This is a genomic window from Micromonospora sp. C28SCA-DRY-2, assembly GCF_030519475.1.
Classification (GTDB): domain Bacteria; phylum Actinomycetota; class Actinomycetes; order Mycobacteriales; family Micromonosporaceae; genus Micromonospora.
Map to the genome: position 1 here is coordinate 51,581 of NZ_JAUMKD010000001.1, position 22,385 is coordinate 73,965.

Here is a 22,385-nt window from a genome sequence, read left to right on the forward strand (position 1 = left end):
CCGGACGGCGCGCGGGAACGGAAGGGACGGCGATGGATCCGACCACCGAGGTCCTGCTGGACGCGCTGAAGCGCGCCGCGGAGGCGCACGGCGTGCACGAGCAGAAGCTGGGCCGGTCCGACCCGGACTGGCCGCAGTGGTACGCCGAGCACATGACCCGCACCCTGACCGAGGACGGCTACCGGCTCACCGGCCCGAAGATCACGTAGCCGCGCCGTCCGGCGCCCCGGTCTCCAGCAGCCGGCCCTCGGCGAGCCGCAGCCAGCGCTCCACCCCGATGTTCTCCAGGAACCGCTCGTCGTGACTGACCACCACGAAGGCGCCCTGGTACGCGTTGAGCGCGCTCTCCAACTGTCCCACGCTGACCAGGTCGAGGTTGTTCGTCGGCTCGTCCAGCAGCAGCAGTTGGGGCGCCGGTTCGGCGAACAGGACGCAGGCCAGCGTGGCGCGCAGCCGCTCCCCGCCGGAGAGCACGCCGACCGGGAGGTGCGGGCGGGCACCCCGGAACAGGAACCGGGCCAGCAGGTTCATCCGCCGCGCCTCGGGCAGGTCCGGGGCGAAGGCGGCCAGGTTCTCGGCCACCGTGCGGTCGAGATCCAGCAGGTCCAGGCGCTGGCTCAGGTAGGCCACCCGGCCCTCGGCCCGCCGGGCCACCCCGCTCTCCGGCGCCAGATCGCCGTTGACCAGGCGCAGCAGGCTGGACTTGCCGGCGCCGTTGGGCCCGGTCAGGGCGATCCGCTCGGGCCCCCGGATGGTCAGGTCGAGGCCGTCGCCGGCGAAGAGCGCGCGTCCGCCGTAGCGCACCTGCAACCGCTCGCCGAGGAAGACCGTACGCCCGGCGGGGACGTTGGTTTCGGGCAGGTCCAGCGCGATCTTCTCCTCCTCGCGCACGGCGCGGCCGGCCTCGTCGAGGCGGGCCTTCGCCTCGCTGACCCGCGCGGCGTGCGTCTCGCGCGCCCGGCCCGCCGACTCCTGGGCGCCGCGCTTCATGGTGCCGGCGAAGATCTTCGGCAGGCCGGCGTTCTTGAGGTTCCGGGAGGCGTTGCTGGCCCGGCGCTCGGCCCGCTCGCGGGCCTGCTGCATCTCCCGCTTCTCCCGCTTGACCTCCTGCGCGGCGTTGCGGAGGTTCTTCTCGGCGACCTCTCGCGCGGCCCGCACCGCGTCGGAGTACGCGGTGTAGTTGCCGCCGTAGGAGCGGACCTCGCCCCTGTCGAGTTCGAGGATCCGCTCCATCCGGTCGAGCAGCGCCCGGTCGTGGCTGACCAGCAGCAGGCAGCCGCTCCAGTTCTCCAACACCCCGTAGAGCTTGTGCCGGGCGTCGATGTCGAGGTTGTTGGTCGGTTCGTCGAGCAGCAGCACGTCCGGCCGCTTCAGCAGCTGCGCGGCCAGGCCGAGGGAGACCACCTGGCCCCCGCTGAGGGTGCCCAGCGGCTGGGCGAGCGTGACGTCGGTGAGGCCGAGCCGGTCCAGCTCGGCGCGAGTGCGCTCCTCGATGTCCCAGTCGTTGCCGATGGTGGTGAAGTGCTCCTCGCTGGCGTCACCGGACTCGATGGCGCTCAGCGCCCGCAGCACCGGGTCGATCCCGAGGACCTGGGCCACCGTCAGGTCGCCGACGAGGGACAGGTTCTGCGGGAGGTAGCCGAGCACGCCGTTGACGGTCACCGTGCCGCCGGTGGGACGCAGCTCGCCGGCGATCAGCTTGAGCAGGGTGGTCTTGCCGGCGCCGTTCGGCGCGACCAGGCCGGTACGGCCGGCGCCGACCGAGAAGGACAGGTCCTGGAAGACCGGGGTGTCGTCCGGCCAGGAAAAGGACAGGTTGGAGCAGACGATGAACGCATCGGACATCGGAAGACCTCAGAGGTGACGTGAGCGCGGCGGCGCCGGCCCGGCGGAGACAAGGGCTGGTGGAACGACGGCATGGCCACGGCGGCGGCGCTGGTCACCGCGCCGGCCGGTGGCCGGAAACTCCGGTATCACCCGGAGATGTCGTCGTCACCTGCCATGTCTGCTCTCCCTCGCTCGATCACTCCCGTCGACCCTAGCACCGGTCGGCTCGTTCGATGGGGAGCACCGGCCCGGCGCCGGCCGGCGGCCGGTGGCGGCTGGGGCGCGTGGGACGCCGGGACGTTTCCGCTGGTCCGCGACACTGCGTGCCGATACGCACACGAGCTGGTGAGGTCACCGGCGCGGGTATTGACGGTGAACGGAAGCGCACCCTTCAATGTCGGGGTGGTGGGACGCGCCACCGGAGCGGCGACGACACCGGTAGCGCTACCACGTCACCTGCGATCGTCGGCGGAGTGCCGTGGCTACGGTGGACAGTCGGGTGAACGAGCGTCGCCGAAGGATCCTCCTCGGCGCGGCGTTGCACGCCGTCTCGCACGCGGTGGCCGTCATCTACTGCCTGCTGACGCTCCACCAGCCGAACCGCTCCCTCATGCTCGCCGCCTACCTGTGTGGCATGGCGTCCGGGCTGGTGGGGGTGTGGGCGGCGCGGCGGGTGACGACGCAGGTGGCGGGATACCGTCTCTCGTTCACCATCCTGCTGGTCACGCTCCTGACGGCGGCGCTCGGCGCGCACTGGGACGGCGGTGTCACCTCGCCGGCCGCCCTGGGTTTCGTGACCACCACCGTGTTCGTCGCCAACTACACGCCGCACCTGCGGCTGATGATCGCGCTCGAGGTGCTCGTCGTCGGTTCCTACCTCGCCGTCGCCGTCACCGGCGTACCGGCGCACTCCGGTCATGTCTTCATCTACCTCGCGGGCATGCTGGTGCTGGCCTCCGTCTGCTCGACGCAGGCCCGGATCCTGGCGCGGCAGCGGTCCCAACTGCGGGCGCTGGCGGCGCTGGATCCGCTCACCGGTGCCCTGAACCGGCGCGGCCTGGCCGAGTTCGCCAGCCACCTCTTCCACGCCGGCTGCCGTCCCGGCCCGTCCCTGCTCTGCCTCGACCTGGACGACTTCAAGCTGGTCAACGACCGCCTCGGGCACGCCGCCGGCGACGAGCTGCTACGGCGGACGGTGACGGCGGCCCGGGACGTGCTGCGCGTCGAGGACGCCATCGCCCGGGTCGGCGGCGACGAGTTCGTCGTCGTGCTGGTCGACGCCGACGAACCGACCGCACGGGCCATCGCCGCCCGGATCGGCGCGGCGGTGGGCCAGCACAGCAGCGTCAGCGTCGGCTCGGCCACCGCGCCGTACGACGGCGACTCCCTCGAAGCGCTGATGCTCGCCGCCGACCAGCGGCTCTACCGGGCGAAACAGGAGCGCCAGCGGGTCGCTGCCCGGCCGCCCGCGGGCGGCAACGGCCTGCTGCCCCGGGGCGCGGACACCGTCGGCGCCCCGTGACCGGCACCGGCCGGGCGGAATCCGCCATCCGATCCGACGCAGCGCCGCCGTCCCCGGAAGCCGGCTCCGCGAACTTTCCGACACACGAGGTCCGCTCCCCCCGGCCGTGCGGAACACTCACCGGCATGGCGAGCACGGGCACGGCGGGTCATCAGCGCTGTGCCCCCCGCCGGGATCGGGGCACCGTCCGGGCGGGCCGCGACTCCCGGCCGCGACGCCGGTCCGCTGTGCGGCGGCGACGACCGGATCGGGACGCGCCGGCATCGAGCAGGGTCGAGACGGTACGACCGTCGGGTCGGGCCGCCGGACAGCCGGTTATCGTCCGATTTGCACCAGCGCTTATCCGACTGTGCACCCGATTGCGTTCTCAACACTGTTGCGTGTATGTATGTAGCTCTGGAGGATCCTGCGACCTGCGCCGAGACCGCGCCTCCGCGTCCAATCGAGCGTGTCCGGAGGGGTTGTGGCATCCATTTTTCTGAGTTATCGACCAGACGACGACGGCGCCTACGCCGAAGCGTTCCTCGGCGAGCTCTGTGACGCGATCCGGCTGCTCAGCGGCGGTGACACGTCGTTGACGGTCTTCATCTCCGGCGACGACGCGGTCGTCGACGGTGAATGGACGAGACCGGCCGCGCGGGCATTGGCGGAATGCACAGTGTTCCTCGCAATCTGTTCGCACCGGTATTTCCTCACCGAACGGTGCGGCCGGGAATGGTCGGTCTTCCAGGACCGGCTGAGCCAGCACGAGACGGTCACCGGACGTCGACCCAAGGCGCTGGTCCCGGTCGCCTGGGGAGACAACGGGCTCTACGGCGAACTCCCGGCCGGCGAGTTCACCACTGACGTCGCCCGGCGGACCGACATCCGTGCCCTGGTCCGGCTCAGGAGCCACCGGTCCCGCTACCGCGACCTGCTGGGCGGGCTCGCCCGCCACATCGTCGAGGTCAGCCGGAACGATCCGGTACGCCCCGCAGTCACCCTGCTGCCCTACGCGGCCACGCCGAACGCCTTCCGGGCGGTGGGCGACCACGCCGCCCGGCCGGCCGGCGCCAGAGCCGGATTCCCGTCGCCGTCGGTGCGCTTCGTCGTCGCGGCGGGACGTCGCGACGAGATGGCCCCGGTCCGCGACGACCTCGACTTCTACGGTCCCCGGCGAGCCGACTGGCGGCCGTACCGTCCACAGCGGCCGGAGGCCCTCGCCACCCAGGCGCAGGCGGTCGCCGCCGAGCACCTGTTCGACTCCGATGTCGTCGACGACATCGAGGACATCGTCGGTGTGCTGGAGCGAGCGGATGCCGACCATGAACTGCTCGTCATGTTGATCGACGCCTGGGTGGTGCGGCTCGCCGCGCACCGGGAAGCGCTGGCGGAGGTCGACCGGCGAGCCGACCCGGCCACCGGATTCGTGGTGCCGATCAGTGCCACCGACCCGGAGACGAGCCAGGCGCGGGAGCAGCTGACCGAGGCGTTGTCGCGGTTGCTCGCGCTGCGCTCCGCGCGGTGCAACCCGATGCTGCGGATCGGCCCCGACTCCGCCGAGGAGTTCGAGCAGGAGCTGGGCGGCATCCTGGAGGCGTCGCGCAACCTCACCTTCCGCTCCGCGGATGTCCGCAGAGTCGCCCCGGGCGCCCCTGCCGGCAGCCGCCCGTTGCTCGACGCCCCTTGAGCGGGGCAGCCGGTCGGCGCGGCCCGGCGGGCGCGGAGGCGGACCCCGACGTCTTCTTCTTCCTGAGCTTCGCCGAGTCGAGCGACACCGACGACGAGTTGGTGGCGATCTTCTTCAAGGATCTGCGTAGCGAGGTGCGGGCGGTCAGCGGGACTCGGAAGAGTGATCCGGCGCCCACCGGGTTCCTCAGCATCGCGAACCTGCGACTCGGCGCCGACTGGTCGGAGGAGATCAGGACCGCCCTCGGCACCTGTCGGGTCTTCGTCGCGCTCAGCTCACCCACCTATTTCGGCAGCGAATCCTGCGGCCGGGAATGGCAGGCCTTCGCCGACCGCCTGTCGGCATATCGCGCGGCCACCGGTCGGGCCGCGCCCTCGTTGCTGCCTGTTTCGTGGCGGCCGACCGAGATTCCGGAACACCTCGGCACGATTCAGTACGCCGACCGGTCATTGTCGACCATCGTGTTCGACGAGGGCCTGCTCCACGTCATGCGGTTGACCCGGCATCGTGATGCCTACCATGAATTCGTGGGGAGGCTCGCGGCTCTGATCGTTCGCACGGCGCGGAGTCATCCGATTCCGCCGTCCCGGCCGGGTCCGGATTTCTATCGCCTGCCCGCCGCGTTTCCGACCGTTCCGCCCACGGGGGGCGGCGCCGCGGCGGTTCCCCGGCAACGGGACGCCGAGGTGACCGCTCGGCAACACCCTGGCGGCAGACCCCGCACGCCGCCCGATCTGGGCGGCAGAGGTGAGCTTCCGCGACTGCACGGCAACTGACCGGTGACAGCGATCCAGAGGGAGGTCCACGGTGTCCGGTAGCGTCCCCGAGCCGGCCGGTGAGCCGCGGCACGGGCGGATCATCACCTTCTACTCGTACAAGGGCGGCAGCGGCCGGACGATGGCACTGGCCAACACCGCGTGGATCCTGGCCAGCAACGGCTACAAGGTGCTGGCGATCGACTGGGACCTCGAATCCCCCGGCCTGCACCGCTACTTCCACCCGTTCCTGGTCGACGACGAGCTGCGCCGGACCGAGGGCCTGATCGAGCTGCTCCAGCGCTACAGCGCGGCCACCGTCACCCAGGAGAGCTCGCCCTCGTGGTTCGAGGAGGTGAGCCGCCTCGACAGCGCCACGATGTCGCTGAACTGGATGTTCCCGCACGGCGGTGTGCTGGACTTCCTCCCGTCCGGCAAGCAGGACGGCCGGTACTCGGTGAAGGTCTCGAAGTTCGACTGGGACAACTTCTGGCAGCGACTCAACGGCAAGGGCTTCATCGACGCGCTCGCGGCGGGTATGCGTCGCGACTACGACTTCGTGCTGGTCGACAGCCGGACGGGGCTGAGCGACAGCGCCGGGGTGTGCACCATCAGCCTGCCGGACACCGTGGTCGACTGCTTCGCCCTCAACACGCAGGGCGTCGACGGCGCGGTCAGCGTCGCCCGGTCCATCGTGCGCGCGGACCCGAAGATCAGGATCTACCCGCTGCCGGGCCGGGTCGAGCCGGGCGAGCAGGCCAAGCTCCAGCGGGGTCGGGACTACGCGCAGCGCAAGTTCCGGCCGTACACCGACGCGCTCGATCTCGACGGCGACCGCTACTGGCGCAGCGTCGAGGTGCCGTACAAGCCGTACTACGCGTACGAGGAGATCCTGGCGGTCTTCGGCGACCGCCCGAGCGAGCCGAACTCGCCGCTGTCGGCGTTCGTGGCCCTCGCCGAACTGCTGGCCGAGCGGACGCTGGAAACACCGGACACCCCGGAGAAGCAGCGGCTGTCGGTGCTGGCCCGGTTCGAACGGACGGCCACCTCCGCGCCGATCCAGGTGATCGTGCACTACGCCGCGATCGACCGGATCTGGGCCGAGTGGATCAGCCAGGAGCTGACCCGGATCGGGCACGACTGCCTGCTGGTCGGGCCGGGCCGGCCGGAGGCGCCGGCGCTGGAGGGCATCGACCGGGTGGTGGTGCTGCTGTCTCACGACGGGCTGACCCACGAGGGCATCGAACGGTACTGGCGGCGCGAGGTCGACCGGGCCGACCTGCGTCCGGCCGACTTCCTGGTGCCGATGCGCGTCAACGGACCGGTCCTGCCGGTGCCGGCGTCGGTGGCCGGCACCGTGGACTTCCCCAACCTGCGCGCCGACGAGGCGGTGCAGGCCGTCTTCACCGCCCTCGGGATCCGCTACACGCCGCCCGGATCGGCCGCCGGTGAGCTCTCCCGGATCCGCTTTCCCGCGCAGCACACCCGGCACTGGCGGGTGCCGAGCCGGCGCAACCCCGCGTTCGTCGGGCGGGAGGCGGCGATCGAGGAGCTGCGCGACCGGCTGCTCGACCTCAACGGGTCGGCCGCGGTCTCGCTGATCGGCATGAGCGGCGTCGGCAAGACGCAGATCGCCCTGGAGTACGTTTACCGGTTCGCGGCCGCGTACGACATCGTGTGGTGGGTCTCCGCCGACAGCGTCGAACAGGTGACCGCGGGCTTCGAGGCGTTGGGCGAGGTGCTGGGGCTGCCGCCCAACCGGGAGGGGACGGGGCGGGTCGACGCGGTCCTGCGCGCCCTGCGCGAGCGGGACCCGGCCACCCGCTGGCTCGTCGTGCTGGACAACGCCGAGGATCCGGCCGAGCTGGCCGACCTCGTGCCGACCGGCCCGGGCGACACCATCATCACCACCCGGGACCAGGCGTGGTCCCGCTCGACCAGGGAGATGCCGGTCGACGTCTTCGAGCGCACCGAGAGCGTCGCGCTGCTCGCCCGGCGCGGCGCGAAGCTGGCCACCAGCGAGTCCGGGGTCCTGGCGGAGCGGCTCGGTGACCTCCCGGCGGCGGTCGAGACGGCGGGCTACTGGCTGGCGAGCACGGCCGGCACCGTGCCGGAGTACCTGCGGCTGCTGGAGGGGCACGTCGCCGAGGCGCTCCAGGTGCCCGGCTACGAGGCGCCGATCACCGCGACGTTCTCGGTGGCGATGGAGTCGCTGCGCGGCCGGAGCCCGGCCGCCGCCCGGCTGGTCGAGTTGCTCGCCTTCTTCGCCCCCAACCCGATCCCCACGGCCATCCTGAAGTCCGAGCGGATCGGCTCGCTGCTCGCCGAGCATGACGCCGCGCTGCGCGACCCGCTCCTGCTCAGCCGGCTGATCCAGCACATCGGACGGTTCGGGCTGATCAAGTCCGACCCGGCCAGCCGCAGCATCAGCATGCACGTGCTCACCCAGCAGGCCATCCGGCACGGCCTCAGCCCGGACGAGCGGACGGCGAACCGGAGCATCGGCCAGGAGGCGCTGGCGGACATCAACCCGGGCGACGCCGACAACGCCGACAACTGGCCGCTCTACGAGGCGCTCCGGCCGCACGTCGACGCGCTCGACGCGGTCACCTCCGACTCGCCGAACGTCCGCAAGCTGATCATCGACCTGGTCCGCTACCTGCGGCTGCGTGGCTACTACGCCGGCGGCGAGCAGCTCGCCGACCGGGCCATCGCCGCCTGGGCGGAGCTGTTCCCGGATCCCGACGACGTGATGACGCTGCTCCTGCGGTTCCAGTACGCCAACATCATCCGTGACCTGGGGCGGATGGCCGACGCGTACGGGATCGACGACGACCTGATGGAGCGGTTCACCCGGGTGGCCGGGGAGGACCACCCGTACACCCTGATGGTGGCCGGCAGCTACGCGCAGGACCTGCGCGAGCAGGGCCGGTGGGCCGAGGCCGAGGAGCGGGAGGCGAAGACGTTCGGGCTGATCCCGGTCGTGCTCGGCGAGGACCATCCGCGGACGCTGATGGCGGCGCTCAACTACGCGCTGACCATGCGGTTGGCCGGCAACTACGCGGAAGCGCTGCGGCTGGACCGGCAGACCCTGGACAAGCGGCGCCGGCTGCTGGGCGAGCGGCACCCGTTCACCCTGTCCTCGGCCGACGCCTACGGCACCGACCAGCGGGACAACGGGGACCTTCAGGGTTCGCGCAAGACGCTCGAGGCGGCGTGGAAGGCCTGCGAGGAGGTGCTCGGCGAGGAGCATCCCGACACCCTGCGGACGCTGCGCAACTTCGCGACGACGTTGCGCTGGCTCGGCGAGACCCGGCTGGCCGCCAGCCTGCTCGACGTCGCGCTGCCACGCTACGAGCGGGTCCTCGGCGGCGGTCACCCGGCCACCGTCGGGTGCCGCCTGGAACGCGCGAACGTGGCGTCCGACCTCGGTGAGGACGACGTGGCCCGGCGGCTCGCCGCGGACGCCGAGCGGGCGTACCGGGAGCTGTTCGACGCCACGCATCCGCTGTACCTGGTCGCCCTCAACAACCTCGGGGTCTTCACCCGCCGGTGCGGTGACCTGCCGGCCGGGCGTGACATGGCCGAGCGGGCGGCGGCTGGTTTCGAGCAGGTGCTCGGCGCCGCGCACACCATCACCGCGCTGGCCCTGGTCAACGTCGCGAACGCCGCGCACGCGGCCGGGGACGCCGAGTACGGCCGGCACACCGACGAACGCGCCTACGACATCCTCCGCGAGGCGCTGCGGCCGGAGAACATCGCGCTGATCGGCGCGATGCTCAACGTCGCGGTGGGCCGCCTCGCCGGCGGCGACTACGACCAGTCGGGCTGGAACGACGCGGTGGCCTACTCGGCGCAGGTGCTGGGCAGCGACCACCCGATCACCGAGCTGGGGCGGCAGAAGCGCCGGGTCGACCTCGACATCGAGCCGTTCGTCATGTGAACGGCGCCGGTGCGGCCGGCGGTCGCCGGGCGGCGAGGTCCGCCGAGACGCGCCTGCGCACGTGTCGGATGACCCGCAACAGGTCGAGGCAGTAGACGGACCGGAAGTCGAACCCGGCGGTCGGGTGGAACCGGTGCGCGTACAGCCCGCCGCCGCAGACGTCGAGCACGTCACAGCCGCCGCAGGCCCGCGGTACGGCGCCTGCCCCCCGTTGCTCGGCGCGGATCGACGGCACGGTGAGGGCGTCGTCGAACGAGTGGGACAGCACGTCGAGTCCGGTCTCCGGCGCGCCGGGAACCGTGGTCTTCAGCACGTCGCTGCCCTGGATGCTGCCGTCGGTGTCGATGACCACCGCGCCGGTGCGGGTGGTGCCGATGTCCTCCGTGCCGCTCGGCCCACCGAGCAGCAGCTGGATGATCGAGTCGAAGAACCGGATCGCGACGCGACGGCGCGGAGCGTCGTACCACTCGTCGAAGACCGCGACGAGCCAGTCGCCGTAGGGCGTCCCGGTGCTGGCGGGGTGCCGCCCGGGGGGCGGATGGACCCAGTTCCCGTGCGGCAGCCGCAGGTCGATCATCGGTGGCCCGAACGCCAGGAGGCTGCGGTACACCTCCAGCGGGTCGTTCGCGAGGTCGATGGTGCAGAGGATGCCGCCGTAGACCGTCCGGTAGGCCTCGCTGCGCAACAGGGCCAGCGCCCGCGCGACCCGGGGGAAGCTCTCCGCGCCGGCCGCCGAGCGGCGGAGCCGGTTGTGCGCGGCGAGCCCGCCGTCGAGGCTCACCCCCACCCGGACGCCCTGGTCCCGGAAGAGCCGGAGGAACTCGTGCCCGAGCCGGACGCCGTTGGTCTGCACGGTGAAGCCGATGTCGGCGTCCGCGGGCGCGGCCGCGCGGACCGCGGCCACCGTCCTCGCCAGGTGCGCCGGGCCGGCCAGCAACGGCTCACCGCCGTGCAGGATGACCCGGGCCTCCCGGACCCCGTGCCGCCGCAGGTGTTCGCCGATCCGCGCCGCCGTCGCGTCGACCACGGCGGCGGACATGGCCCGGGGGCGTCCCCGCCAACTCTGGTCGACGTGCTCGTACACGTAGCAGTAGTGGCACGCCAGGTCGCACCAGCCGTGGATCTTCACCACGAACTGCCGGAACGGGAGCGAGGGCGTCAGACCGCGGAGTTCCACGGCGCGACCTGGTCCGTCGACTCCGGATCGCGCTGCCGATGGCGGGCCGCGCGCAGGTGGTGGGACAGGACGTCGAAGCCCTCGTCCTCGTCGGACGCGGTGGCGGCACTCGCGCTGCCGGGACCGACGCTGGTCGGGCGGGTCGGCTGGACTGACACGTCAGCTAGTGGCATACCCGCCCCCTGGCCGGCGAAATTGCCTCACTTCCCTGCATTAAAACAAACCGCAGATGCGAAAACGACTACAAATATCCGACTCAAGGACACGTCTAGTTCGGCAACGACCGGCCCGGCTCCGCGCGCTCCTGGGCGATTTGCGCCCATCGCTGCATTTCATCGCCTTCGATCCGGGTCACCGCCTTCACGAGTTCGACGTCGCGCAGGGCCGGATCGTCGTACGGGTGCGCGCCCACCCGATAGAGCCGGCGCTGTTCCTCCACCGCTTCCCGCGCCTGACTGAACCGCAGGTAGTTCTCCTGCCACTGGAACACCGCGCGGCACCCCGCGATGACCACCAGGAGCGAACCCAGAATCGCGGGAATCTGCGGGCGACTCGGCACGAGCAGAGCGGCGAGCGGGATCGCCGCGGAGAGCACCACGGTGGTGAGTTCCGATATCCGGTGTGACCGGCGGGAGCGCTTCGCGGCCACCAGATACCACCGGTACGAACCGTCGGCGACCTCCACTGCGTAGGAACGCTCGGTGCGAGCGTCGTTCGGTTCCACGACCATGGCACACCCCATCGCTCGGAACTCCCGACCATTCCGATGATCCCCGTTCGGTCAACAGCGGGCCATCACCCGCTCGCCGGCCTGAAGAAGCGGCCTCACGGGCGGAAGCGGTAGCCCATTCCCGGTTCGGTGATGAGGTGCCGGGGGCGGGACGGGTCGTCCTCCAACTTGCGGCGCAGTTGGGCCATGTACTGGCGCAGGTAGTTGGTCTCGTTCTGGTACTCCGGCCCCCACACGTCGTGCAGCAACTGCCGCTGGCTGACCAGCTTGCCGGGGTGGCGCAGCAGCTTCTCCAGCACCGCCCACTGGGTCGGGGTCAGCCTGACCTCGGTGCCGTCGTCGCGGCTGACCGTGCGGTCGGCGAGGTCGACGGTGTGCCGCCCCACCCGCAGCGTCGCGCTGGCGTCGGTCGTGGCACCGAGCCGCCGGGTGACCGCCCGGATCCGGGCGAGCAGCTCCTCGACGCCGAACGGCTTGGTCACGTAGTCGTCCGCCCCCGCGTCCAGCGCCTCCACCTTGTCCTCGCTGCCGGCCCGCCCGGAGAGCACGATGATCGGCACGCCGGTCCAGCCGCGCAGGCCGCGGATCACCTCGACGCCGTCCATGTCCGGCAGGCCGAGGTCGAGAACGACCAGGTCGGGCGGGTGGCTGGCGGCGGCCTTCAGCGCGCCGGCGCCGGTGTCGGCGACCTCGACGTCGTACCGGCGGGCGCGCAGGTTGATCCGCAGCGCCCGCAGGATCTGCGGCTCGTCGTCGACGACCAGGACCCGTGTCATTCCGGTGGTCCCTCCACCAGGCCGTGGCTGGCGGCCGGCAGCCGCAGCACCATCGTCAGTCCACCACCCGGCGTGGTCTCCGGGGTGAGGCTGCCCCCCATCGCCTCGGCCAACCCGCGGGAGAGCGCCAGCCCGAGCCCCACCCCCGTCTGGTTGTCCCGGTCGCCGAGGCGCTGGAACGGCAGGAACACGTGCTCCCACTGGTCCTCCGGAATGCCCGGGCCGGTGTCGATGACCCGCAGCTCGACCTGGCCGGCGTGGGCGCTCGCGGTCACCGTGGGCGGCTGGTCGGGCGGGCTGTACCGCAGGGCGTTCGCGATGAGGTTGACCAGCACCCGCTCCAGCAGGCCGGGGTCGGCGGTGGCGGCGGGCAGGTCGGCCGGGATGTCGGCGGTGACGCCCGCGGCCGGCGGCCCGAGTTCGTCCAGGGCGCGCGGCACCGCGTCCTCCAGGCCGATCGCGGCCGGGGTGAGCCCGAGCACGCCCGCCTGGAGCCGGCTCATGTCGAGCAGGTTCGCCACCAGCCGGGCCAGCCGGTCCAGCGACTCCTCGGCGGTCGCCAGCAACTCCGCCCGGTCCTCCTCGTCGAACTCCACGTCCGGGCTGCGCAGGCTGGTCACCGCCGCCTTGGCCGAGGCGAGCGGGGTACGCAGGTCGTGGCTGACCGCGGCCAGCAGCGCCGTCCGCATCCGGTCGGCCTCGGCCAGCGGCCGGGCCGTCGCCGCCTCCTCGGCCAGCCGCTCCTGCCGCAGCGCCACCGCGGCCTGGGCGGCGAACGCCTCGACCAGCCGCCGGTCGGCGGCCGCCAGCCGGCGGCCGGTGAGCACGATGGTGATCCGCTCGTCGACCGGCACCGTCGTCTCCCCCGCGTCCGGGGTGGTCGCCGGCCGCTCGCCGACGCTCGCCACCACCCGCCAGGCCCGCTCCTCCCGGGTGCGGGCCGGCCGTCCGGTGGCCTCCTCGGCGAGTTCCAGCATGCTGACGGCGCGCAGCCCGAACGTCTCGCGGAGCTGGTCGAGCAGCGCGGTCAGCGGCCGCCCGCCGCGCAGCACCCCACCGGCCACCGTGGCGAGGGTCTGGGCGTCGGCAGCGGCACGGGCGGCCTCCCGGGTACGCCGAGCGGCGACGTCCACGACCCAGCTGACCGAGACCGCCACCCCGACGAAGACGGCCAGCGCGAGCAGGTTGTCCGGCTCGGCGATGGTCAGCGTGTGGAAGGGCGGCGTGAAGAACCAGTTGAGGATCAGCGAGCCGCCGAGCGCGGCGACCAGCGCCGGCCAGAGCCCGCCGACCAGCGCGACGGCGACCACGCCGGCCAGGAAGAGCAGGATGTCACTGGCCAGGGTGAGGTCCGGCAGGACCCTGAGCAGCAGGGTGAGCAGGGGAAGGCCGAGCGCGGCGAGGGCGTACCCCAGCAGTCGCCGGCGCCGGGACAGCGCCGCCGGCACCCCGACGGTCCGGCGCCCGCGGCCGGCCTCGGTGTGGGTGACCAGGTGCACGTCGATGGCGCCGGACTGGGCGATGGTGGTCACCCCGACGCCCCGGGAGAACACCTGGGCGAAGCGACCGCGCCGGCTGGCGCCGAGCACGAGCTGGGTGGCGTTGACGCCGCGGGCGAAGTCCAGCAGCGCGGCCGGCACGTCGGTGCCGAGGACCTGGTGGTACGTGCCGCCGAGGCTCTCCACGAGCACCCGCTGCCGGGCCAGCCGTGCCGGGTCGGCGCCGACCAGGCCGTCGCTGCGGGCCACGTGCACGGCGAGCAGGTCGGCGCCCTTGCCGCGGGCGGCGATCCGCGCGGCCCGGCGGATCAGGGTCTCCCCCTCCGGCCCGCCGGTCAGCGCCACGACCACCCGTTCCCGGGCCTCCCAGGTTTCGGCGATGCCCTGCTGGTCCCGGTAGCGGCCGAGCTGCTCGTCGACCTTGTCGGCCAGCCAGAGCAGCGCCAGCTCGCGCAGCGCGGTGAGGTTGCCGACCCGGAAGTAGTTGCCCAGCGCCGCGTCGATCCTGTCGGGCCGGTAGATGTTGCCGTGCGCCATCCGCCGGCGCAGCGCCTCGGGGGTCATGTCGACCAGCTCGACCTGCTCGGCGGCCCGCACCACCTCGTCGGGCACCGTCTCCCGCTGGACGGTCCCGGTGATCTGCGCGACCACGTCGTTGACCGACTCGAGGTGCTGGATGTTGACCGTGGAGAGCACGTCGATGCCGGCGTCGAGCAGCTCCTGCACGTCCTGCCAGCGCTTGCCGTTGCGGCAGCCGGGCACGTTGGTGTGCGCCAGCTCGTCGACCACGGCGACCTGCGGCCGGCGGGCGAGCACCGCGTCGACGTCCATCTCGGCGAACTCGGCGCCGCGGTACTCGACGGCGCGGCGGGGCACCTGCTCCAGGTCGCCGATCATCGCCGCGGTGTGCTTGCGCCCGTGCGTCTCCACCAGCCCGATCACCACGTCGGTGCCCCGCTCGGCCCGCCGGTGGGCCTCCTCCAGCATGGCGTACGTCTTGCCGACGCCCGGGGCGGCGCCCAGGTAGATGCGCAGCTCTCCTCGTGGCACGGGACCATCCTCTCGCTGCGATGACGGTACGGGGCGGGGCCGCCGAGGAGGCCCCGCCCGCGCGACCGGAGGCTCAGCGGGCCGGGAACTCCCGGTCCAGGGCCAGGTTGAGCTCCAGCACGTTGACCCCGGGCTCGCCCATGAAGCCGAGCGCCCGGCCGGTGGTGTGCGCCGCGACCAGGCGGCGGACCGCGTCCGGGTCCGCGCCACGCTCCCGCGCGACCCGGTCGACCTGCAACTCGGCGTACGCCGGGGAGATGTGCGGGTCGAGGCCGCTGCCGCTGGCGGTGACCGCGTCGGCGGGCACCGCGGGCTCCGCGGGCGCGTCGCCCCGGATCGGGGTGACGATGCCGCCCTCCGCCACGTAGTCCCGGCCCGGCTCGGCCAGCTCGACCGGGACGCCCTGGTAGCTGGCGAGGAACGGGGTGGCCGGGGCGGTCTGGTTGACGCTCACCGCCCGGGTCACCGGGCCGGTGAGCCCGTCGGCGCGGAACACCGCGAGCACCGCGCCGACCCCGTCCGGGGTGCAGAACGGGCGGCCGCCGTCCACACCGTCGAGGGCGCCGACCGCCTTGCTGCGCGCGCAGACCTGGGTGAGCAGGCTCGGCGTGGACTCCTCGGGGTCGGTGGCGATGGTGTCCACCACGCTCTCCGGACCGAGGTTGCTGGCCGCGGTGGCGGTGGGGTCGTAGCCGTCGCCGGCGGCGGACGGGCGGCTCTGGAAGTAGCGCGGGACGGGGTTGCCGTCGGCGTCGGTGAACGACTGCCCGATCAGGCGGCTGCCGACGGTCCGCCCGTCGGCGCTGACCAGGGAGCCGGCCGCCCTGCCGTCGAGACCGGGGAGCCGGCCCACGGCGACCAGGGCGAGCGGATAGAGCAGGCCGAGCAGGACGGTGAAGACGAGCAGGGCCCGCAGGGCGGCGAGGTGCTGGGCGAGCCAGCTGGGAAGGCGCATCAGGAGATCCCCGGGATGAGCTGGACGAACAGGTCGATGATCTTGATACCGACGAACGGCACGAGGAGGCCGCCCAGGCCGTAGCGCCAGAGGTTCCGGCTGAGCAGCTTCGACGCGCTCGCCGGCCGGTACCGCACGCCGCGCAGGGCGAGCGGGATCAGCGCGACGATGATGATCGCGTTGAAGATGACGGCGGACAGGATCGCCGTCTCCGGGCTGGCCAGCCGCATGACGTTCAGCGCGTCCAGGCTCGGGTACAGGCCGGCGAAGATGGCCGGGATGATGGCGAAGTACTTCGCCACGTCGTTGGCGATGGAGAACGTGGTCAGCGCGCCCCGGGTGATCAGCAACTGCTTGCCGATCTCGACGATCTCGATGAGCTTGGTCGGGTCGGAGTCGAGGTCGACCATGTTGCCGGCCTCCTTCGCGGCCGACGTGCCGGTGTTCATCGCCACCCCGACGTCCGCCTGGGCCAGCGCCGGCGCGTCGTTGGTGCCGTCGCCGGTCATCGCGACCAGCCGCCCGCCCTGCTGCTCCTTCCGGATGAGGGCGAGCTTGTCCTCCGGGGTGGCCTCGGCGAGGAAGTCGTCCACGCCGGCCTCGTCGGCGATCGCCCTGGCGGTCCGCGGGTTGTCACCGGTGATCATCACGGTCCGGATGCCCATCCGGCGCATCTCGTCGAACCGCTCGCGCATCCCGGACTTGACCACGTCCTTGAGGTGGATGACGCCGAGCGCGCGAGCCGGCTGGCCGTCGAGGTGCTCGGCGACGACCAGCGGGGTGCCGCCGCTGCCGCTGATCGCGTCGACCAGTTCGCCGACCTGGCCGCTCGGGTGCCCGCCGTTGTCGCGTACCCAGGCCAGCACCGCCGCCGCGGCGCCCTTGCGGATCCGGCGCACGCCGCCGTCGACGCTCTCCGCGCCGAGGTCGACGCCGCTCATCCGGGTCTGGGCGGTGAACGGCACGAAGGTGGCGTGCGGCATGACGCCGGGCTCGCGCTCGCGCAGCCCGTACTCGTTCTTCGCGAGCACCACCACCGAGCGCCCCTCCGGGGTCTCGTCGGCCAGGCTGGCGAGCTGCGCCGCGTCCGCCACGTCCGCCGCCGCGACGCCCTCGACGGGCAGGAACTCGTCGGCCTGGCGGTTGCCCAGGGTGATCGTGCCGGTCTTGTCCAGCAACAGGGTGTTCACGTCGCCGGCCGCCTCGACCGCCCGGCCGCTGACCGCCAGCACGTTGCGCTGCACCAGGCGGTCCATGCCGGCGATGCCGATCGCCGACAGCAGGGCACCGATCGTGGTGGGGATGAGGCAGACCAGCAGGGACACCAGCACCACACCGCTGACGCCGGCATCGGTGATCGCTGTCGTGTCCGGCGCCGCCGCCTGGTAGCCCTTGGAGAAGACCGCCAGCGGCTGGAGGGTGACCACCGCGAGCAGGAAGATGATCGTGAGCGCGGCGAGCAGGATGTTCAGCGCGATCTCGTTCGGCGTCTTCTGCCGGTTGGCCCCCTCGACCAGGGCGATCATCCGGTCGACGAAGCTCTCGCCGGGCTGCTGGGTGATCCGCACGACGATCCGGTCGGAGAGCACCCGGGTGCCGCCGGTGACCGCGCTCCGGTCGCCGCCCGACTCCCGGATCACCGGCGCGGACTCGCCGGTGATGACCGACTCGTCGACGCTGGCGATGCCCTCGACCACGTCACCGTCGCCCGGGATGATCCCGCCCGCCTCGACCAGGACGATGTCGCCCTGCTTCAGCTCCGGGCCCGGTACGGCCTCGTCCCGGTACCGGTTCGCGGGCAGGCCCGGGGTCCAGCCGATCAGGCGGGTGGCGACGGTGTCCCGCTTGGCCTGGCGCAGGGTGGCCGCCTGGGCCTTGCCCCGGCCCTCCGCGACGGCCTCGGCCAGGTTGGCGAAGAGCACCGTCAGCCAGAGCCACCCGGTGATCGCCCAGGCGAACCCCGACGGGTCGGCGACCGCGAGCACGGTGGTGAAGACGGCGCCGATCTCGACGATCAGCATCACCGGGTTGCGCCAGAGCGTGCGCGGGTCGAGCTTGCGCAGCGCGTCCGGCAGGGACCGGAACAGCTGCTTCGGGTCGAGCAGGTCGCCGCCGACCCGGTTGCCCCGGGTCGCGGGCGTCCCGGCGGTCGGCGCGTCGCCGGCCCCCGATGTCACCGACGGGACGGACATGTTCTCGTTCCTCATGGAGATCAGAGCCCCTCGGCCAGCGGGCCGAGCGCGAGGGCGGGCAGGAAGGTCAGCGCGACGAGGATGACCGTGACGCCGACGACCATCCCGACGAACAGGGGTCGGTGGGTCGGCAGGGTGCCCTCGGACGCCGGGGTGGGCTGCTGCCGGGCCAGCGAACCGGCCAGGGCGAGCACGAAGATGATCGGCAGGAACCGGCCGAGCAGCATGCACAGTCCGAGCGCGGTGTCCCACCAGGTGGTGTTCACGGTGATGCCGCCGAAGGCGGAGCCGTTGTTGTTGCTGGCCGAGGTGAACGCGTAGAGCACCTCCGACAGCCCGTGCGGGCCGACGTTCAGCGCGGTGGCGTTGTTGCCGGTGGCGAACGCCGCGGCCGTGCCGATCAGCACCAGCGTCGGGGTGATCAGGAAGTAGATCGCGGCGAACTTGATCTCGCGGGCGCCGATCTTCTTGCCGAGGTACTCCGGCGTCCGGCCGACCATCAGCCCGGCCACGAAGACCGTGACCACCGCGAGTACCAGCAGGCCGTAGAGGCCGGCGCCGACGCCGCCCGGGGCGACCTCGCCGAGCATCATGTTGACCAGCGGCATCATCCCGCCCAGCGCGGTGTACGAGTCGTGGAACGAGTTCACCGCGCCGGTGGAGGTCAGCGTGGTCGCCGCGGCGAAGGTGGCCGAGTTCGACACGTCGAAGCGGACCTCCTTGCCCTCCAGCGCCGCGCCGACCGCCTGCGGCACGGTGCCGTGGCCGGTCGACTCGAAGACGTTGGTCAGGGTGACGCTGGTCAGCGCGAGGATCGCCATGACGGCGGCGATCGCGTACCCCTGGCGGTTCTGGCCGACCATCCGGCCGAACACCCGGGGCAGGCTGAACGGGATCAACAGGATCAGGAAGATCTCGATCCAGTTGGTCCAGGCCGTCGGGTTCTCGAACGGGTGGGCGCTGTTGACGTTGTAGAAGCCACCACCGTTGGTGCCCAGCTCCTTGATCACTTCCTGGCTGGCCACCGGCCCGCCGGTGATGGTCTGGCTGCCGCCGGTCAGCGTGCTCACGTCGGTGCCGGCGGAGAGGTTCTGCACCACCCCGCCGATCATCAACGCGAGCGCGCCGAGCACCGCGACCGGCAGCAGGATGCGCACGGTGATCCGGGTCAGGTCGACCCAGAAGTTGCCCAACTGCTCCGTCCGGTGCCGGGCGAAGCCGCGCAGCAGGGCCACCGCGACGGCGATGCCGACCGCCGCGGAGACGAAGTTCTGCACCGCCAGGCCGGCCATCTGCACGAGGTGACCCATGGTCGACTCACCCGAGTACGACTGCCAGTTGGTGTTGGTCACGAACGACACCGCTGTGTTCCAGGCTCCGTGCGGCACCACCGGGTCGAAACCCAGGGAGAGCCAGAGCCGGTCCTGCACCCGCTGGAACAGGTAGAGGAACAGCAGCGAGACGGCCGAGAAGGCCAGCACGCTGCGGGCGTAGACGCCCCAGGTCTGCTCGGCGGCCGGGTTGACCCCGACCAGCCGGTAGATCCCGCGCTCGACGCGGGACTGCCGGGTGCCGGCGACCACCCGGTAGATGTGGTCGCCGAACGGCCTGTACACGGCGACCAGCGCCGCCACCAGCGACAGGACGAAGGCGGCACCGGCCGTTGTCATGGTCATCAGAAGCGCTCCGGGAACAGCAGGGCGACCACCATGAAGACACCCACACCGATCGCCAGCACCAGGCCGACGGCGTTGACCGCGCTCACCGCTTCTCCACCGCCCGCACCAGGAGGGCGAGGGCCAGGAACAGCCCCACCGTCAACCCCACGAACAGCACGTCAGACACGCCTGACTCCTCCAACCGGACGAGTTCCCGCGGCCGCCTCCCGGCCGCGCCGGGCAATCAAAGCGCCGCCCGAACCGGGCCGACAGGGGCTTTGACGCGACCGTGACGGCGACCGCGCGGTTATTGACGCGGTTTTCACGCGCACCCGGTGAAACCGGCCTCGGGGCCCGGTGCAGGGGGTCGCGGAGGGCGGGTCAGGGTCGGGACGGAGCGCCGGCGCTCAGAGCGCGATCGAGCCGGCGCTCAGAGCGCGATCAGCACGACCGCGAGCACGAGCAGGGAGCAGCCGATCTCGATCACCCCGACCCGCGCCGGCCGGAGCCCCCGGCCCGGCAGGACCACCGCCCGGATCAGGAGCAGCAGGAAGACCGGCGCGAGCAGCGGGTCCAGCGCCGCCGCGGCGAGCAGCGCGAGCGCGTGGAAGCCGACCGACAGGCGCAGGTAACCGGCGTCACCGCGTTCCCGGATCATGGTCTTGACGTAGAACACGGTGCCGACCAGGTACAGCAGCAGGGCCAGGAACGCGGGGACTACGTCGGCGAGGGGCACCCCGGCGATGGTCGCCAGCACGAAGACCAGCAGGCAGCTCTGCGCCACCGAGGCGAGGTCGTTGAGCAGGGCGCGCTCCCGGCGGCGCCAGGCGTATCCGGCGTTGACCGCCAGCAGCGCGGCGTAGCCCGGGGCGTACCAGAGCACGGCCGGCCGGGCGAGCAGCACGGTCACCGCCAGCGGCGCGGCCACCAGGCCGTAGACCAGCAACTGCTCGGCGAAACGGCGCGGTCGGCGGGTCTTGATCGCCTGGAAGGCGTAGTAGGACAGCAGGTAGCCGGCCAGCCAGGCGCCGAGCAGCGGCAGGTGCGGCCAGCGCGGGCCGACCAGCGCCACCCCGGCGGTGTACGGCAGCAGGAGCATCGCCCAGGCCCCGTGCTGCGGTGGCAGGAAACGGCGCACCCGCCGGCGGGGGCCGACCGGTCGCGCGGTGCTGGTGGCGGCGGACACGGGTCACCTCACGGACGGCACGGGCGCCGGGTCGGCGGCGACCGTGGGCAGGGCCAGCCGCACCACGCAGGCGTCGGGTGCGCCGAACGGTTCGACCACGGCGCCGGTCGCCGGCGCGCCGGCCTGTTCGAGCGCACCCCGGACCACACCGACGTGCAGCGCGCAGATCGTGTCCGGGCTGCGGTTGACCAGTTCCAGGAAGGGGCAGGTGCGCAGGTGGACCTCGACCGTCCCGTCGGCGGTCCGGTGCCGGCGGGGGTCGAAGCCCAGGCCGCGGAGCACGTCGAGCAACGTGTCGACCGGGTCGTCGCCGGTGGCGGTCGCGGCCGCGGCGAGGTGGCGCCCCCAGCCCTGGCCGGCGTGGACGGCCTCGGCCCGAGCCGCGCCGGGGTCGCGGCGGGAGAGGTGGTCGAGCAGGGCGGCGGCGAGCGCCCGGTACGGCGCCGGGGCGGGCGCCGCGACGGTGGCGGCCCGGTAGCGCCAGGCCGGCCGCCCCGGCTGGCCACCGCTGGCCCGCGCCCGGACCAGCAGCCCGGCGTCGACCAGGCGGTCCAGGTGGGTGCGGACGGTGGACAGGTGCAGCCCGGTCCGCTCCCCCACCTCGGCGATGGTCAGCCCGGTGTCGGCGTTGCGCACCAGGTCGAGGATCTCGGCCCGGCTGGCGGCGCCGAGCGCCCGATGGCGGCGGGGATCGATCCGCTCGCCGACCGGCCCGTTTCTCGGCGTTTCCACGCTGACCAACGTTACAAGGCAGTAGGCCCGCGAAAACCCGCCAGCGGTGGGCCGACGGTCCCGGTCTTCCGGGTCGTCCGGCCCTGCCGGCGGGGTGCCCGCCGGGCGGACGATGCCGGCAGACGTCCGACCGGACCGGGAGGTGAGTGCGGTGTGCAACTACTGCGGCTGCCGCGAGTTCCCGCTGATCGGTCGGCTCTCCGCCGAGCACGAGGCGATCGCCAACGCCGCCGGCCGGCTCCGCACCGCGGTACGCGACGGCGGTGACCCGTACGCGGCCCTCGACGACCTGCTCGACCTCCTGCTGCCGCACACCGCCACCGAGGAGCAGGGGCTCTTCGTGGCGCTGCGGGAGGAGGGCAGCCTGGCCGACGCGGTGGCCAAGCTCTGCGCCGAGCACGACGACATCCACGGCGTGCTCGGCGGGGTGGACCGCGCCGCGCCGGACTGGCCGGCCGTGCTGGCCGCCCTCGACCGGCTGCACCGGCACATCGACAACGAGGAGCACGGCCTCTTCCCGGCGGCGGTGATCGCGCTGCCGATCCCGGCCTGGGACCGGATCACCCCACCGGCTGGCGCGTCCCGGTAGCACCCGGGCACCGCGATCCGGCGGACCGGCCGCGATCGGAGCGGGTCCGCGCCGGTAGGGCCAGGCCCAGGCGATCCTCCCCGGCCGGCGGACCGCCGTGGCACGCCGTCGCGCCGCCGTCCGCG

At 72.7% G+C, this 22,385-nt stretch carries 18 protein-coding genes; 6 read left to right on the plus strand and 12 right to left on the minus strand.

What is annotated here, in order from left to right:
• Positions 1 to 32 precede the first annotated feature (32 nt).
• Positions 33 to 209, plus strand: a complete 177-nt coding sequence (locus tag Q3W71_RS00240) for a hypothetical protein (RefSeq protein ID WP_302917229.1) — start codon at positions 33 to 35, stop codon at positions 207 to 209.
• Here Q3W71_RS00240 and abc-f read toward each other — a convergent pair.
• Complete coding sequence (gene abc-f / locus Q3W71_RS00245; RefSeq protein ID WP_302917230.1) at positions 202 to 1,845, minus strand: ribosomal protection-like ABC-F family protein; 1,644 nt, start codon at positions 1,843 to 1,845, stop codon at positions 202 to 204. The two genes, Q3W71_RS00240 and abc-f, sit on opposite strands and share 8 nt — an antisense overlap.
• A gap of 481 nt (positions 1,846 to 2,326) precedes the next feature.
• On the opposite strand from abc-f, the gene Q3W71_RS00250 reads away from it, so the two are divergent.
• The 4 genes from Q3W71_RS00250 (at position 2,327) to fxsT (ending at position 9,716) form a co-directional block, all read left to right on the plus strand.
• A complete protein-coding gene (locus Q3W71_RS00250; protein WP_302917231.1) occupies positions 2,327 to 3,349 on the plus strand; it encodes a GGDEF domain-containing protein in 1,023 nt (340 codons plus the stop codon).
• A gap of 463 nt (positions 3,350 to 3,812) precedes the next feature.
• A complete protein-coding gene (fsxC, locus tag Q3W71_RS00255; protein WP_302917232.1) occupies positions 3,813 to 5,018 on the plus strand; it encodes an FxsC protein in 1,206 nt (401 codons plus the stop codon).
• The gene (locus Q3W71_RS00260; protein ID WP_302917233.1) at positions 5,015 to 5,794 is read left to right on the plus strand and encodes a TIR-like protein FxsC; all 780 of its coding nucleotides are present in this window, start codon (positions 5,015 to 5,017) and stop codon (positions 5,792 to 5,794) included. The genes fsxC and Q3W71_RS00260 overlap by 4 nt, the downstream gene beginning before the upstream one ends.
• A 31-nt stretch (positions 5,795 to 5,825) precedes the next feature.
• Positions 5,826 to 9,716: an FxSxx-COOH system tetratricopeptide repeat protein gene (gene fxsT, locus Q3W71_RS00265; protein WP_302917234.1), complete on the plus strand. Its 3,891-nt coding sequence runs from the start codon at positions 5,826 to 5,828 to the stop codon at positions 9,714 to 9,716.
• Here the strand turns inward: fxsT and Q3W71_RS00270 are convergent.
• The 11 genes from Q3W71_RS00270 to Q3W71_RS00320 all read right to left on the minus strand — a co-directional run bounded on the left by Q3W71_RS00270 (position 9,709) and on the right by Q3W71_RS00320 (position 21,671).
• Positions 9,709 to 10,893 carry an FxsB family cyclophane-forming radical SAM/SPASM peptide maturase gene (locus tag Q3W71_RS00270; RefSeq protein WP_302917235.1) on the minus strand — a complete coding sequence of 395 codons (1,185 nt, stop codon included), beginning with the start codon at positions 10,891 to 10,893 and terminating at the stop codon, positions 9,709 to 9,711. The two genes, fxsT and Q3W71_RS00270, sit on opposite strands and share 8 nt — an antisense overlap.
• The gene (locus tag Q3W71_RS00275; protein WP_302917236.1) at positions 10,875 to 11,051 is read right to left on the minus strand and encodes a hypothetical protein; all 177 of its coding nucleotides are present in this window, start codon (positions 11,049 to 11,051) and stop codon (positions 10,875 to 10,877) included. Before Q3W71_RS00275 ends, Q3W71_RS00270 begins: the two co-directional genes overlap by 19 nt.
• Positions 11,052 to 11,161: 110 nt before the next feature.
• Entirely contained in the window at positions 11,162 to 11,617 is a 456-nt protein-coding gene (locus tag Q3W71_RS00280; protein WP_302917237.1) for a DUF4231 domain-containing protein, read from the minus strand.
• A 101-nt stretch (positions 11,618 to 11,718) separates the two neighbouring features.
• Complete coding sequence (locus Q3W71_RS00285; RefSeq protein WP_302917238.1) at positions 11,719 to 12,399, minus strand: response regulator; 681 nt, start codon at positions 12,397 to 12,399, stop codon at positions 11,719 to 11,721.
• A complete protein-coding gene (locus tag Q3W71_RS00290) occupies positions 12,396 to 14,948 on the minus strand; it encodes a DUF4118 domain-containing protein (RefSeq protein ID WP_302917239.1) in 2,553 nt (850 codons plus the stop codon). Before Q3W71_RS00290 ends, Q3W71_RS00285 begins: the two co-directional genes overlap by 4 nt.
• A 73-nt stretch (positions 14,949 to 15,021) precedes the next feature.
• A complete protein-coding gene (locus Q3W71_RS00295) occupies positions 15,022 to 15,903 on the minus strand; it encodes a potassium-transporting ATPase subunit C (RefSeq protein WP_302917240.1) in 882 nt (293 codons plus the stop codon).
• Entirely contained in the window at positions 15,903 to 18,095 is a 2,193-nt protein-coding gene (gene kdpB / locus Q3W71_RS00300) for a potassium-transporting ATPase subunit KdpB (protein WP_302917241.1), read from the minus strand. The genes Q3W71_RS00295 and kdpB overlap by 1 nt, the downstream gene beginning before the upstream one ends.
• A 20-nt stretch (positions 18,096 to 18,115) precedes the next feature.
• The gene (gene kdpA, locus Q3W71_RS00305) at positions 18,116 to 19,771 is read right to left on the minus strand and encodes a potassium-transporting ATPase subunit KdpA (RefSeq protein ID WP_302917242.1); all 1,656 of its coding nucleotides are present in this window, start codon (positions 19,769 to 19,771) and stop codon (positions 18,116 to 18,118) included.
• Complete coding sequence (locus tag Q3W71_RS00310; RefSeq protein WP_302917243.1) at positions 19,771 to 19,860, minus strand: potassium-transporting ATPase subunit F; 90 nt, start codon at positions 19,858 to 19,860, stop codon at positions 19,771 to 19,773. Before Q3W71_RS00310 ends, kdpA begins: the two co-directional genes overlap by 1 nt.
• A 323-nt stretch (positions 19,861 to 20,183) precedes the next feature.
• The gene (locus tag Q3W71_RS00315; RefSeq protein WP_302917244.1) at positions 20,184 to 20,939 is read right to left on the minus strand and encodes a YwiC-like family protein; all 756 of its coding nucleotides are present in this window, start codon (positions 20,937 to 20,939) and stop codon (positions 20,184 to 20,186) included.
• Positions 20,940 to 20,942: 3 nt separating this feature from the next.
• Positions 20,943 to 21,671 carry a metalloregulator ArsR/SmtB family transcription factor gene (locus Q3W71_RS00320; RefSeq protein WP_302917245.1) on the minus strand — a complete coding sequence of 243 codons (729 nt, stop codon included), beginning with the start codon at positions 21,669 to 21,671 and terminating at the stop codon, positions 20,943 to 20,945.
• Positions 21,672 to 21,822: 151 nt separating this feature from the next.
• On the opposite strand from Q3W71_RS00320, the gene Q3W71_RS00325 reads away from it, so the two are divergent.
• The gene (locus Q3W71_RS00325; RefSeq protein WP_302917246.1) at positions 21,823 to 22,260 is read left to right on the plus strand and encodes a hemerythrin domain-containing protein; all 438 of its coding nucleotides are present in this window, start codon (positions 21,823 to 21,825) and stop codon (positions 22,258 to 22,260) included.
• Positions 22,261 to 22,385 lie beyond the last annotated feature (125 nt).

Coding starts and splice junctions, on each gene's coding strand:
- kdpA (WP_302917242.1), bottom strand. CDS start 19,771: ATGACCATGACAACGGCCGGTGCCGCCTTCGTCCTGTCGCTGGTGGCG.
- abc-f (WP_302917230.1), bottom strand. CDS start 1,845: ATGTCCGATGCGTTCATCGTCTGCTCCAACCTGTCCTTTTCCTGGCCG.
- kdpB (WP_302917241.1), bottom strand. CDS start 18,095: ATGTCCGTCCCGTCGGTGACATCGGGGGCCGGCGACGCGCCGACCGCC.
- Q3W71_RS00285 (WP_302917238.1), bottom strand. CDS start 12,399: ATGACACGGGTCCTGGTCGTCGACGACGAGCCGCAGATCCTGCGGGCG.
- Q3W71_RS00240 (WP_302917229.1), top strand. CDS start 33: ATGGATCCGACCACCGAGGTCCTGCTGGACGCGCTGAAGCGCGCCGCG.
- Q3W71_RS00295 (WP_302917240.1), bottom strand. CDS start 15,903: ATGCGCCTTCCCAGCTGGCTCGCCCAGCACCTCGCCGCCCTGCGGGCC.